General features: G+C 57.5%; 10 protein-coding genes. 6 read left to right on the top strand and 4 right to left on the bottom strand.

The features are described from left to right. Positions 1 to 20 precede the first annotated feature (20 nt). Both RB_RS21790 and RB_RS21785 read right to left on the bottom strand, forming a co-directional pair. A complete protein-coding gene (locus RB_RS21790) occupies positions 21 to 1,631 on the bottom strand; it encodes a glycine--tRNA ligase (protein ID WP_007337137.1) in 1,611 nt (536 codons plus the stop codon). A 181-nt stretch (positions 1,632 to 1,812) separates the two neighbouring features. After that, positions 1,813 to 2,739, bottom strand: a complete 927-nt coding sequence (locus RB_RS21785; protein ID WP_231845868.1) for a tetratricopeptide repeat protein — start codon at positions 2,737 to 2,739, stop codon at positions 1,813 to 1,815. Between the two features lie 206 nt (positions 2,740 to 2,945). Here RB_RS21785 and lpxD point away from each other — a divergent pair, with 206 nt between their 5' ends. Genes lpxD through RB_RS21750 form a run of 6 tightly spaced genes read left to right on the top strand, consistent with a single transcriptional unit; the run spans position 2,946 to position 8,642 of the window. Continuing rightward, complete coding sequence (gene lpxD / locus RB_RS21775) at positions 2,946 to 4,088, top strand: UDP-3-O-(3-hydroxymyristoyl)glucosamine N-acyltransferase (protein ID WP_164922341.1); 1,143 nt, start codon at positions 2,946 to 2,948, stop codon at positions 4,086 to 4,088. A gap of 50 nt (positions 4,089 to 4,138) precedes the next feature. Beyond that, positions 4,139 to 5,101, top strand: a complete 963-nt coding sequence (locus tag RB_RS21770) for an LpxI family protein (RefSeq protein ID WP_164922990.1) — start codon at positions 4,139 to 4,141, stop codon at positions 5,099 to 5,101. A 4-nt stretch (positions 5,102 to 5,105) separates the two neighbouring features. Next, positions 5,106 to 6,095: a 4-(cytidine 5'-diphospho)-2-C-methyl-D-erythritol kinase gene (gene ispE, locus RB_RS21765; protein ID WP_011122808.1), complete on the top strand. Its 990-nt coding sequence runs from the start codon at positions 5,106 to 5,108 to the stop codon at positions 6,093 to 6,095. Between the two features lie 9 nt (positions 6,096 to 6,104). Next, on the top strand, positions 6,105 to 6,812 hold the full coding sequence (locus RB_RS21760) for a SpoVG family protein (RefSeq protein WP_011122807.1): 708 nt from the start codon (positions 6,105 to 6,107) through the stop codon (positions 6,810 to 6,812). After that, the gene (locus RB_RS21755) at positions 6,805 to 7,122 is read left to right on the top strand and encodes a hypothetical protein (RefSeq protein WP_037225524.1); all 318 of its coding nucleotides are present in this window, start codon (positions 6,805 to 6,807) and stop codon (positions 7,120 to 7,122) included. Before RB_RS21760 ends, RB_RS21755 begins: the two co-directional genes overlap by 8 nt. Beyond that, positions 7,119 to 8,642, top strand: coding sequence for a methyltransferase RsmF C-terminal domain-like protein (locus RB_RS21750; protein ID WP_011122805.1), 1,524 nt, complete (start codon positions 7,119 to 7,121; stop codon positions 8,640 to 8,642). The genes RB_RS21755 and RB_RS21750 overlap by 4 nt, the downstream gene beginning before the upstream one ends. A 199-nt stretch (positions 8,643 to 8,841) precedes the next feature. Here the strand turns inward: RB_RS21750 and RB_RS21740 are convergent, their stop codons facing one another. Next, on the bottom strand, positions 8,842 to 9,339 hold the full coding sequence (locus RB_RS21740; RefSeq protein WP_007324288.1) for a hypothetical protein: 498 nt from the start codon (positions 9,337 to 9,339) through the stop codon (positions 8,842 to 8,844). Further along, positions 9,336 to 13,109: a S1 RNA-binding domain-containing protein gene (locus tag RB_RS21735; RefSeq protein WP_011122803.1), complete on the bottom strand. Its 3,774-nt coding sequence runs from the start codon at positions 13,107 to 13,109 to the stop codon at positions 9,336 to 9,338. Before RB_RS21735 ends, RB_RS21740 begins: the two co-directional genes overlap by 4 nt. Positions 13,110 to 13,197: the final 88 nt, after the last annotated feature.

The raw sequence follows: 13,197 nt of genomic DNA, 5'->3' as shown, positions 1-13,197 counted from the left end.
AAGAACGGACGAGAGCCCAATCAGGTGGACGCTTTCATTCGTGACTGGATTTCCGAAACGACGTCGTCGATTTTGACTCGGGTTTGTTCCAGGGTGTCTCGGTCGCGGATGGTGACCGTCTTATCGGTCAGGGAATCACCATCGACGGTGATGCAGTACGGCGTTCCGGCTTCGTCCTGTCGACGGTATCGTCGACCGACCGCACCCTTGGCATCGTAGAAAACGTTGTAGTGTTCTTTGAGGGCACCGTAGATTTCTTGCGCGACTTCCGGCATTCCGTCCTTCTTGACGAGGGGGAACACAGCGGCTTTGATCGGTGCCAAACGCGGGTCCAATTTCATGACCGTTCGAGTTTGCATTTTGCCGTTTTCATCCGGTGCCTCGTCTTCGGTGTAGGCTTCGCATAGGAACGCGAGTGCCGCCCGGTCCGCACCGGCGGATGGCTCGATCACGTGCGGCACGAATTTCTCGTTCGTGATGTCATCGCGATAGGCGAGGTCTTTGCCGCTGCCACGGTGCTTGGGTTTGCCGTGTTCATTCAGTTCGACGGTCATCGGATTGGTCGCTGGATCCAGCTTGCCTTCCATGTGGCTGCGAAGGTCGAAATCGCCGCGGTGCGCGATCCCTTCCAGCTCGCCGTATTCGCCTTCGGGCAGGAACGGGAACGCATACTCAATGTCGGCGGTGCCAACGCTGTAGTGAGCCAATTCCTCGGTATGGTGCTCCCGCATGATCAGCGATTCGTTGGACAAACCGAGTTTGGTGTACCAAGCCATCCGGCGATCACGCCAATAGCGGTACCACTCCTGCGACTGATTCGGGTGGCAGAAGAATTCGATCTCCATCTGCTCAAATTCGCGCGAACGGAACGTGAAGTTTCGCGGCGTAATCTCGTTGCGGAAACTCTTCCCGACTTGGCCGATTCCAAATGGAATGCGAACGCGCGAGCTGTCGACGACATTCTTGAAGTTGACGAAGATGCCTTGTGCGGTTTCCGGACGCAGGAACGTCGTGTCCTCCTCACCACCCAAAGCACCCAAGGTGGTCTTGAACATCAAATTGAATTCGCGGGGCTCGGTGAGTGTTCCGAGTGTCTTCGCATCGGGAGCGAGGACGTTGTCGGTCGAATCGAGCTTGTCCAGCGTCAGAGATTCTTTTTCGACAGTCAGTTCATCCGCGTTTTTGGGACGAAGCTTGAAAAACTTCATACCACGACGTCGAACTTCGTCTTCTTCCTGCTCGATCTCAGCAAGCGTCGAGACAAAGATTTTCGTGCCTTGGTATTCCACAAAACGTCCGCGAACTTGATCAAAGCGATATCGCTTCTTCGATTCGCGACAATCCACCATGTGATCGTGGAAAAGATCGTAGTGGCCGCTGCACTTCCAAACCTGCGGGTGCATGATGATCGTGCAATCCAGCCCCACCATCTCAAACGTCGAGGGAGCACCGGCGGGCGATACCAATTCGTTGTGGCCCGAGATCATGTCGTGCCACCACGCATCCTTCAGATTGCGTTTTAGCTCCACGCCCAACGGCCCGTAGTCCCAGAAGCCTTGGACACCGCCGTAAATTTCGCTGGATTGAAAAAGAAAACCGCGTCGTTTGCACAACGACACCAAGGCGTCCATTGATTTCATGAGAATCGGGCAGGCAATCGAGGAGTGAAGGGAAATCCAACCCAACATTGTCCCCAAATTCGTTCGCTAGCCTATCCCACTGGTCCAAACGCGATGGACCACGTATCTGCCTTGAGTTGCCCGCGATCGGAAAAGAAAATCACCGAAATCGGGGCAGAATTCAAACCGGAATTCAATAACGAGACGAGCCAAATCCGGCCGGAGCGGCCATTTGCGTGCCGCCCGCATTGAACGATGCCGCGTCGCGAGTCGAGTTGATTTGGCGGCTGAGTGCTGCCACTCGTTCGCTGACCATCGCACCGTTGGGGCCCAAAACGCCGCCACCCAGTGCGAGAGCACGCTGATAATTCTGCAATGCCTGAACAGGATCGTTGCTGGCCTCCCTCAAACGTGCCAATGCCAACCACGCTCGAGCGTTGTTGGCGTCTTGTTGCACTGCGTCTTCCAAATATTTCAGGGCGGTTTGTGGTTCGCCATGCTCTTCGTAAAGGCGTGCCAATTCGATGCGTGGCTCAGCCAAGGCCGGATTCTGGGCCGCCCAATTTTTCAGCAAAGTGAAGGCTCGGTCGGGACGGCCGGAATCGACCAGCAAAACCGCCAATCCGCGGTGGCAATCCACGTGATTTGGGTCGTGGTCCAGACATTGATTGTAAAGTGCTTCGCTTTGACGGATCAGATTGGGATCTTGTCGCTGATTTCCCAATCGATGTGTCGTAGCGGCCAAGTTGTAGTAGCCGTCCGAGTCGGTTGGGTCTGAGGCAATCGCTTTTTGAAATTGCTCCATCGCCGCCGTGTATTGGCCTTGGTTGTACAAAGCCGCACCCTGCGTGTTCTGGCTCCCGGCGGCCCATTGGCATCCGGTCATCGTGGCAAAGATGGTGCCCGCGATGAGGGAAGCGGTCAAACAACTCCAAATGGTCAGCCGACTTTGGCGGACGGGCTCAGTCGCCGATCCCGCCGCCGCGTTCTCATTTGGATTGAAAATCCGCAAGCCATTCGGGTTCGTTGTGGTCGCGTCATTGGCATGCAACGGCTTGCCGACCGAAACCGGGGAGGCGGACGAAAGAGAAGAATCGTTGCGAAGAGCAGGGCTGGGCATCGTTAGCGACTGGGTGCTGGAGCCATTCGGAAAACGCGCAGGTTGAACACAAACGCGCGTCATGCAGCCCTGTACTAGTCCTTTCCGACGAACCGTCGCAAGACCGACGATTCACGTTGCGTCAATTTGTGGGTTGCCGCTACAAGGAAGTCACCCACGGTCTCGCCCCGCACCCCGACACACGTCACGAAAAAAGGATTTTTCAAATGGCGTCTTCCAACGGATTGTCACTGCAAGAAATCGCCGATCTCGTCGGTGGTCAATTGCTCGACTTCAGCGACTGCATCAATGACGAGACCAATTCGTCTGACGGTGCCGTCCAAGGAAAATCCCCGAGCGTTGAAATCTCCTCCACAATTTGCACGGGTGCTGCGCCGCCGGCCGAAGCGGGACCTCAACAAATCACGCTGATCGACCAAGCCAACCACGCGGGCCAATTAGCTGACAGCCAAGCCTTCGCTGTGATCGCACCTGAATACGTGGCGGCGTCACCGATTCGATTGCAGATTTTGGTCGATGATCCCCACGCGGCGTTCACGAAACTTGTCAGCCATTACCGCCCGGCACTGGGCGAGACGATGCCGGTCAGTGGAATTGATCCAACGGCCAAAGTGGATCCGACTTGCCAAGTGCATCCCTCGGCCAACATCGGTGCGAATGTCGAAATTGGTCCTGGCTGCACCATCGCGCCGGGAGTCAACATTGGTGCGGGATGCCAAATCGGTGCGGACTGCACGCTGCATCCCAATGTGACTCTGTATGCCTACTGCCAACTCGGTGAACGGGTCACATTGCACGCCGGCACCGTGGTGGGAGCTCACGGCTTTGGCTACAAAATGGTCGACGGTCGCCACATCCCAACGGCACAGCTTGGCTATGTCGTGATTGAAAACGATGTCGAAGTCGGAGCGAGTTCAACGATCGATCGTGGCACTTATGGCGCCACGCGTATCGGCGAAGGCACCAAGATCGACAACCAAGTCATGATCGCACACAACTGCCAAATCGGTCGACACAACTTGCTCTGCAGCCAAGTCGGAATCGCGGGCAGCTGCACGACCGGCGATTATGTCGTCTTGGCCGGCCAAGTTGGGTTGAAGGACCACATCGCATTGGCCGACGGAGTCATCGTCGGTGCTCAAGCCGGTGTGATGGATGACCTCGCACCCAACCAAGTTTACTTGGGTTCGCCGGCGACGCCGCAACGCGATCAAATGCAGATCATGGCCGTCCAACGCAAACTCCCAGAGATGCGTCGTGAACTGAAACGACTGACCCAACGAATCGGTCGGCTGAGTGAAGCTTTGGAAGAACAATCCGCCGACATCGATCAGCGCAAAGCGGCCTGAATCATCCTGGGTTCCCGCATAGCTGCAATGCCATGACAAACGCTCTCCCAATGCGAAACGCGGTTCACAACACCAGCGAAAGCCGGTCGCATGATTGCGAATCAATTCTTCGCGACGTGCCCGAAGGCGCGCCGGTGGGTTTGATCGCGGGATGGGGACGTTTTCCAATCTGCGTTGCCGAAAAGCTGAAGGCACTCGGTCATCCGGTTCACTGTGTGGCTATCACCGGTCATGCGGGAGAAGAGCTCAACGACATTTGTGAAAGCGTGCTTTGGGCAGGCGTTGGGCGTTTCGGAGGCCATCTTCGATACTTCAAACGCAATGATGTCGCCCATGTGACGATGGCAGGAAAACTATTTAAATCAGATCTGCTTTACAGCGGTTCGGTTTGGATTCGCCATACGCCGGACTGGACATGTATCAAAACGTTTTGGCCCTGTTTGTTTGGTGCTCGCCGGGACGCACGCGACGACAGATTGCTCGGTGCAGTAATCGACACCTATGAGAATCACGCGATGAAAATATGCTCCGCCACGGACTTGGCCCCTGAGTTGCTCGCCAAAACAGGACAACTGACTCGGCGTAAACCTTCATCGGCAATTCAATCCGACATTTCCTCGGGATGGCAAATCGCGAAAACGATGGGTGGGTTGGATATCGGGCAAGCCATCACAATCAAAGATGGGACGATCATCGCAGTCGAGGCCATCGAAGGCACCGACGCGTGCATCGCACGAACTGGCGAACTTTGTCGACGCGGTGGTTGGACACTGGTCAAAGTCAGCAAACCAGATCAAGACATGCGATTCGACGTGCCAACGATTGGGCCTCAAACCATTCAACGCGTTCATGAAGCCGGCGGTGCGGCGATCGCGATCGAAGCCGGCAAAACGATCCTGCTCGACAGCGAAGAAACGATCCAACTTGCCGACCGACTCGGGATCGCTTTGGTAGCAATGGCATCTGCTGATACCATGGAAGACCAACTGTCGTCTTCTCGCAAAGCAGCCTGAACAAGTGACCGAATCTCGCTGGTATTCCACGTCGCCTCCCGCCAAACTCAATCTCTTCCTCGAACTCTTGGCACGTCGCGACGACGGTTTTCATGAACTGGATACCGTGATGGTCGCGATCGATTGGCGAGATGAACTTCATGTCCGTCGCACCACGAATCCCGGTGTCCAACTTTCGGTTGATTGGACGGATGGACGAACTTCGGTCGCTGCAGAATTGCAAGTCGACGAAGACAACGAATTGCTACTGGTCCCGACCGATGACAAAAACCTGGTCGTGCGTGCTCTCAATCGTCTCACTGAAACGCTGAGGTTAGACGGCGGCTGGGAAGTTCAACTGAACAAAAACATTCCAAGCGGGGCGGGAATGGGTGGCGCCAGCAGCGATGCTGCGTCGGCGTTGCAATTGGGATGGGCCGCCGCTCGTGAGACGCAATCGGACCTGCCCGAAACGCTTAAGAATGAGACGCTTCTTTCTTTAGCAGCGGAAATTGGAAGTGACGTCCCATTTTTCTTAGGTGATCTGCAAGCCGACCGTTTGGTTCAATGCGCACATGCAACCGGACGTGGTGAGAAATTGAACTTCTTCACATTAGCCAATCCACTGCACGCAGTCGTCATTTACCCAGCGGCGAGTGTTTCGACCGCACAAGTCTATTCAAGGTGCCAAGTCCCCGATTCTCCCCAATCTAGCAACGAATTATTGCGTGCTTTGCAAGGAATCGCAGCGGAATCCGAGTTTTCATTGCATAACGCCTTGCAAGCGCCCGCACGCGGGCTTTCATCGCGCATCGATCCCGCCCTAGAATGTCTGTCGAAGGCTGGACTGACACATTGCCACATGACGGGCAGCGGTTCGGCTTGCTTCGCTTTGGCAGACTCGTCGCAACAAGCAGCAATCGCTGCTGAAACTTTGCGTTCGACTTTTCCGGGCGGCGCATTGATCCGACCGGTTATGAGTTGTGTGGTGCCGTCGGAGATCCACATCGCATAGGGGTACGTCGTGGAAATTACCGAGATTCGCATCAAGCTGATGGAAAGTTCGGAGGATCGTCTACGGGCGTTTTGCTCGATCACCATTGATCAATCATTCGTCGTTCGTGATCTGAAAATCATCGACGGTACGAGCGGCCCCTTCGTCGCGATGCCCAGCCGAAAGTTGACCGGCCACTGCGGGCGTTGCAGTTCGAAGAACCACTTGCGAGCAACCTACTGCAACCATTGTGGCGCCAAGCTGAGCGGCCAAAACGCGAACTCGCCTCAAAAGCTCTACGCGGATGTCGCGCACCCGATTAACAGTGAGTGCCGCGAAATGATTCAGCAGGCGGTGATCGAAGAATTCGAAGCCGAACTCGATCGATCGCAGCAACCCGGTTACCGAAGCCGTTACGAGGACGACTTTGACGCCGGAGACTACGACGAAGCCGATTACGCCAATTCTTCCTCGGGCGATTCCGCGTCAGCATCCAACGAGAGTTCCGACCGCACCGACGCAACAGAAAACGATTCAGAGACACTGATCGTTCGTGGCGAGCAAGGCGATGAAAAACGCATCCCTCAACCCCATCTTCATCGTCGTGGCGGTGGGTCTCGTGGTTCGACCGTGACCAATTCGCCAAACCGCGACGCTGGAGGAGCGAAACCCGACGCCTCGCCGCAAGAGAACTCGGATCCTTTCGACAACTTTGGGTCTGGCATTTTTAATGACTGAAGCCGACTCCATTCATCCGCCCGACCCCAGGACACCGTCACGCGGTGCATCACGGCCGCAAGTCAGCATCGCCGTGTCGCTGCTGCTGGTCCTGATCAGCGCCGTCTTTCTGGCAGGGTTGTTTTATGCGTCTCGAGTTCCGAGCGTTCAAACCGACTTTGCAATTTGGATGGGTGCCAAACCTCCCGAAGATGACTCGGGCAGCCTCGCACAGGTGCTGTTCATCATGTTCACCTTCACCTCGCCGCTCGTGATCGCGATGACGCTGTCGTTAGTGATGTCCATCTGGAACAAGATCACACGAACGTGAGCCGGTCTCGAAAAGGCTCAAAGAAAGCCAGCCGCAAATCGTCGGCATCTTCCAAACCATCCGCCAATCGCAAACCGGTCGAGCTTGACGCGGAGCAGGTCTCCGCGGCGATCGCACCCATTGAATTACCAAAAGATGAGCAGGAGCGGCTCGCCGCGGCGATGAGCCAGCGTCACGCGAATGTGATGCGAGTTCGTCGAGATCGCACCGATGCGTTTCGATTCAGCCACAGTGACGCCGATTCGCTGAACCCAATTGATGTGCCTTGGTACCCACTGGCTCTTGCGATACCGGATGGCTTTCACGCCTCACGTTCCATTGACTTCGCCGCAGGTGATTTCTACTTGCAAGACGCTGGATCACTTCTCGCTCTCGCAGCCGCTGAAGCTCATACCGATTCGCTGTCTGGACAACTGGTTTGTGATCTTTGCGCAGCTCCCGGCGGAAAAGCGACTGGTCTCTTGGAAGCCATCGGCGACGACGGCTTCTTGCTCGCCAACGAACCGATCCGTTCACGGGTCGCGCCGCTAGCGTACAACTTGTCTCGCACGGGATCCGATCGGTACGCGATCAGCAGCGAAGACCCGGATGCTCTCGCGGAGAAGTTACCGGGCGTCTTCGACACGATTTTGATCGACGCTCCTTGCAGCGGCCAAGCCTTGCTATCACGAGGCCGGCAATCCAAAGGCGCCGTCAACGAATCGATGGTAGCGACGAATGCTGCACGCCAACAACGAATCCTCGCAGCCGCTCACAAACTGCTACGACCTGGCGGAACGATCGTCTACAGCACATGCACCTTTGCCGTCGCGGAAAACGAAGATCAAATCGATTGGATGATTCGGGAATTGGAGATGCAACCATTTCCCGTTTCGACTTTGAGCGACTACCAAAGCCCGCTCGCCGATTGCGGTTACCGAGTATGGCCGCATCGCGATGAATGTGCTGGTGCGTTTGCGGCTCGATTGACCAAACCAATCGTCGTGGGCGAATCCGAAGAAGCCGCTGAATTCTCAGAAGATCCTTGGCTGCTTCGTCGAGGCGTGTTGCGATCAGAGCAACCACTGGATTCCGACTGCGATGAACTGATCCAATCCGTCCTCGGTGTATCCCCGTCGGAAGCCGACACAGAAGGCTCAGTGTTCTTTCGGCAACGAGACTGGATCGCAGAAGCGTTCTGCAAAGGTGCTCCCGAGTGGGTCAAACAAGACTGGACGATTGGCCCGGAAGTCGCCCACCGTACCGGACAAACTTGGAAACCGTCCCATGCGTGCGCACTGAGACACACGAGTGATCCTTTGACCGTGAACGCCGCACGCATCGAACTGGACGATACCGAAGCCGCGACCTTTCTAGCAGGCGGCACGGTCCCCACGGATCTCCGCGGGTGGCTGATTGTGCAACATCAAAACCGTCCGCTCGGATGGGGCAAAGCCGACGGAAGAATTGGCAAGAACCACCTGCCGACGCACGCTCGAATGCAGGTGGCAAAGAATGTCACCCAGGAACAATCGACCTAGCAAGCTGTTGATTCGGTCGGATACCGAATGACAACAATGAGCCGATGGGCGTTAGCACCGGTTGGCATCTGTTTCACCGCCGCGAACGCGGTACGGCTCGTTAAATCAACAAGCCGGTGGGCGAACATGCGGTTCAGATGAACGAGATTGGTCCGGACCGAAGCCAGTCGATCGCGTGCGAAGAGTGCTCAGCGAACGCTCAAGACGTCGAGCTTTTGGCGGAATACATCTCGGCGTATTCGATCGCCCAGGAGTCGATCAATTGGCTAAAATCTTCCGTTTCCACTTCCGCGATTTTGGTGTAGTGCGTGCGATTGAATAGCTCACGGTTCATGACCGTGCCTTTGCCCTTCAAGTCCAGCACTCTCAAATCGCTGTACGGCCGAATGACCAATTCCAAACGGCTGTACAGATTGGTGCGACGCCCGGCATCGAGCCTCAGATCATCTCGGTAACAGGCCGCACCCCAGCCTTCTTCGCCGAAGACAGATTCGTAGCGGAAACCGGGAAAGTGATCTGCCACGCGACGCACGGCAGTTTCAATTTGTTCTGACAAGGACAAACGATACGACGTGTGAAGTCGTTTCAGCTCTTCCTCGGACATCTCCTTCTGCCGCTCCTGCGAAGCTTCATGCTCCGCGCGCCGGCGTCCACGAGCGATGGCCGATTCCAATCGAGACTGAAAGTCGTCGCTCATTCGTCTCCCTCAGAAGCGGCTGGTTTCGATGCTTCGGCAACTGGAGCCTCGGCCTTCGGCGCGTCCGCAGGTGCAGTGTCAGCCGGCTTCACTTCTGCTGGCTTTTCGGCAACCGGCTTCTCTGCAGCAGGTGGCTTCGCGGCTGGCTTTTTGTCCGCAGAAGGAGTCGTTTGACCTTTCTCCTTGCTGAACATTTGCATCAGATCGCCGAAGGATCGCATGGGCTCATCGCCTTTGGCCATCGCATCGCTGATCTTTGGCTTCTCAGGATCCTTGCCGATCACTTCATAAACTTCTGGTTTCTTTGGTCCACGACCGCGACCGCCTCGGCCACCATCGCGTCCGCCGGGACGACCACCTGGCTTGCCGCCACGTCCGCCTTGGGCACCACGACCTTGCCCCTGTCCACGACCTGGACCGCCGCGTTGTCCACCTTGACCGGTGCGTCCATCGCCTCCGGACTGTCCACCACGACCACGTGGTGCCGATTCCGAACGTTGACCTTGCCCAGTACCTTGAGCACCGCCTTGGCCGCCGCGTTGACCGCGACCGCCGGGGCCACGCCCACCGCGTTCGTTCTGGCGTCGCGACTCCATTGCCGCTTCGCGTTCGGGCGAGATCGCACTGAGTGCCACTCGGCGACGCTTCGCATCCGTCCCTGTCACCCAAGCGGTGATAACGTCACCGACTTGAACGGCTTCGTGCAAATCCTCGACGTAGCTGTCCGAGATGCGGCTGACGTGGATCAAGCCACTGCAGTCGGGCGACAACTCAATGAACACGCCGAACGGCATTACACCGACGACCACGCCGATGACTTGATCGCCTTGCTTGAGTTCAGACAGTGATGGCATTGCTGTCATCACGGCCGGTGCTTCGCCCTCGGAAGCTCCTTCGCCGAACGGATCGCACAACCAACGAACCAATTGATGCGAACGCCGTTTTCCGATTTGCCATTCCTTGATCAGCTTGTCGACAGCGGCACGTTCCGGCATCGGACGACGAACGGGCTCCGGTGCGGCGGGTGCCGCGGGAGCGTCCGCTTCAGCCTTGGTTTCGGCTGCATCGCCACCTGCCACTGCGGGCTCTTCACTGGCCTCACTATCGCTTGCAGCGGATTCTGCTGATTCGGCCACGGCTTCCGGTGCGGGGGCATCGTCGGCGGGGGTTTCGTCCGAACTGGCTTCCGCGACTGGTTCTTCGCTGGAAGCATCCGAAGCAGGAGCTTCGGTCGATTCCGGCGAGGTTTCCGCTGACAACTCAGCGGAAGATGCACTGGCGGCGTTTTCTGACTCGGCACCGTCTGCTGCCGTTTCTTCAGCGGCGGGGACTGCTTCGCTGGTCGCTTCCGCGGGTGCTTCCACCGCAGCGGGAGCAGGAGCCGGTGCAGGCGTGCTGTAGTCAGGCAGTTCGTAAGCTGGCGGACGGTCTGGCGGCAGCTCGACATTCAAAGCGGTGGCGAGCTTCTTTGCGAGTGGATAGTCATCCGGATGAATCAATGTTCCATCGAGCGTTTCTTCGCTAGCGAAAACTCGCAGGAACGGCATCGCTTGACGAGAATTCACGACGGATGGCCATTCGACCGCGGTCGCCAAATCTTCGCGGGACGCAATCAGCTTCTCACGACGACGTTCATCAATGGCTTGAGAGATATCAGGCGTGATGCCGGGCAATCGCTGCATCCAGGTCGTCGCGGTTGAGTTGACATCCACGCCGCCTCGGGCAGCACCGCTGACCATCACGTCTTCGAGTGCTGACAAAACCGCGTCATCGGACAATTCGCGTTGGAACGAACCGAGTCGCAACTTCAGCGGATCGACTTTGACCAATGCTTGAGCAGGCTGCATCGCAGAAAAAGCGATCCAGGCGGCCGCTCGGAATCGACGCGGAGTCGATTTCATTTCTTGATCGCCGGCCGGCCCACCGGCATACGCGTCTGCGCCGCTGCGGTCAGCCAAAGTCCAACGAACCGATTTGTCCGCTGATTGCTTGATCAGTTCGCCAACCGCGATCATGCAAGCCCGGCGTGCGGGACCGTTGCTGATCACGATCAGATCGACGTGGTGAGCATGAATCAGCTCGCCCATCTTTGTCACGGCCAACGTCCGCATGGCGGCGGACAATTGACACGGAATGTCTTCGCTGTGAAGCAGACGTCCGTCCGATGAGACGATCGAAGTGGCGGCGGTACGAGGGCCAACGGCATCGATCGACATCACCACTTTGGCTTCGACGCCGCCACGGTTGATTTGCGAATGCAAGTTGTCGGCGGCGATGGAAACCAATCGTGCAGAAGCCTGCTCCTGCAATTCGTCCCACCATGCCGCTTCGGCCGCGTCGCGAATGATGGCTTCGTTTTCGAGCACCAACCCGGACAAACGATCCGCCAACGGGCGGTTGAATCCGGCGGCGGTCTTTTGCAATTCCGCGACCAACTTCGCTGCGTCGTAATCAAACGCACACTGGGCCACTTGGCTTCGCAGGGCACGCCCGAGCATCACCAATTGGAACGAGCTGAGCTTGTTGGCGGGCATACTCTTCCCGGCAAGCGGCTTGAGCGTGCTGACCAACCAGCGGCGGCGACGTTGCCGAGGAGAAATCTTCTTCGATTTCTTGGCTTTCGCTTTTGCCGGGGCCGCTTTGGCTGCTGGTGCCTGCTTGGTCACCGAGGCAGCTGGCTTGTCCGAGGCAGGCTGCTCGGTCGATTCGGCTGATTCCGCCGCTGGGGCAAGTGCTTCGGCAGTCGGTGTTGCCGCTGCAGCAGGCTGCTCAGCGGAAGGTTGCTCAGCGGGAGCTTCTGCGTCGGCTGGCTCGGTCGGAGCAGCTTGTTCCGCCGGGGCGGCCTCAGCAACCGGCTCGCTGGCTGGCGTTTGGGCTGCTTCCGCGGTTGGCGTTTCCGGACTGCTGGCGGCTTCGGTGGCGTTTGCTTCCGGAGCGGCACCTTCAGCAGCAGCACTTTCAGCAGCAGGGGCATCTGCTGCTGGAGTTGCTTCGGCGGTCTCGGTCGCGGCAGCCGAGGCGGGAGCTTCCGAAACTTTCGTCTCGGCGGCCGCTTCGGGTTGGTCCTTTGCAGGAGCAGCCGACTTTTGGGCTTTGGGCTGAGGATCAGACGATTCCGATGAGTCGTCGTCGGCCTGAATGTGAGGATCGTGAACTTCCATCACGCGAATTTTCGCGTTGCGAGAAAGCCAACGGACCGCGGCACCGACAATTCGCGGATCGCCGATCAAGCGTTTGGCGATGGTCGCATCCAGCTTTGCCAACGCACCGTCGACATCGTTCGAGGCGGGCTCTGGTGAGGCTGCTTCGCCCTCGGCCGTGGTTTCTACTGCGGCTGGTTCGGCAGCCAAGGACTCCGCCAAAGCCTTTAGGTCTTCGCCATCGCCCTTTTGTGGGTTGAGCGTGCGAACGGCCAAACGCTGGGCCAGGTTTGCCGATTCGCCCGTTTCCAATTTGACCCGGCGACTCAGCCGATCAAGCAGACGCTTGGACTGTGCGTTGCCGATCGCTCGTCCGATAGCGGGATCCGCCAGCGGAGTTTGCTTCCAGGCTTCTTGTAGATCAGATCGATATTCATCGAGTTTTTTCTGCGTTCGCACCGCATGTGCGAGGTTCCACAGACTGGCCTCGTCGATATCCCCGAGTTCGTCACGACGATATCGCGAGAGAAACGGGGGCGTGTAACCTTGCTCAATCAGTGGCAGGGCCAGGCGTAAACTCGAGACCTCGCATCGCCCGCGTTGGGCGATTGCGTCCAGATCAACAGTCATCGGATGTCGGTCGCTTTGCTAGCATCGTGGGACGATTCGAATGCGCGCGTGGCAAAATCTCTCTCACGAGTGACCTAGCCATCGGTCA

This window comes from Rhodopirellula baltica SH 1 (genome assembly GCF_000196115.1).
In the GTDB taxonomy this organism is placed as follows: domain Bacteria; phylum Planctomycetota; class Planctomycetia; order Pirellulales; family Pirellulaceae; genus Rhodopirellula; species Rhodopirellula baltica.
This window is presented reverse-complemented; position numbering and strand designations above follow the sequence as displayed.